A 448-nucleotide genomic window follows, 5' to 3' on the forward strand; every position below is an offset into this window, starting at 1 on the left:
GACGTAGACTTTGCGTCGGAAGCGGTTGAAGCGGATGGGTTCGTCGCGGGGAGGGGCAACGTCCATTCTCCAGATAAACACGCTTCCCCATAGGGGGGTGATAAATCCGATGAGACCGAAGAAATGAAATACAAACGAAGGTATATCTCCAGTCGCTATAAGGATAACGATCCAAGTGATGGGAGGAATGAGAGCAAACAGAAACATACAAGGAGCCATCCAGACTCCAATCCCGCGAGTTCGCACGGTGGCGCGTGCCAGTTCAAGATATACATCGTCAACATGATTGGGCGGATTCGATAGTACGGGAGGATACGGTTCAATGGAGGGCGATTCGTTTGGCCCCGGCAAATCGTGCTTCCAGCCAGGAGCAGGTTTGTCGAGTAAAGGTGTTTTAAATACCATGATGAGCTGTTCCAAGTTCGGGGTGAACGCCGCTTGTAATCTT

1 protein-coding gene is annotated in these 448 nt (G+C 50.9%); it reads right to left on the reverse strand.

Going from position 1 to position 448, the window contains the following annotated elements:
• Window positions 1-448 (reverse strand): DUF6708 domain-containing protein (locus QK296_RS28970; protein WP_348775213.1); only part of this gene is annotated, 448 nt, incomplete at both ends.

This window comes from Pseudomonas sp. AL10 (assembly GCF_029960685.1).
Lineage (GTDB): Bacteria > Pseudomonadota > Gammaproteobacteria > Pseudomonadales > Pseudomonadaceae > Aquipseudomonas > Aquipseudomonas lactis.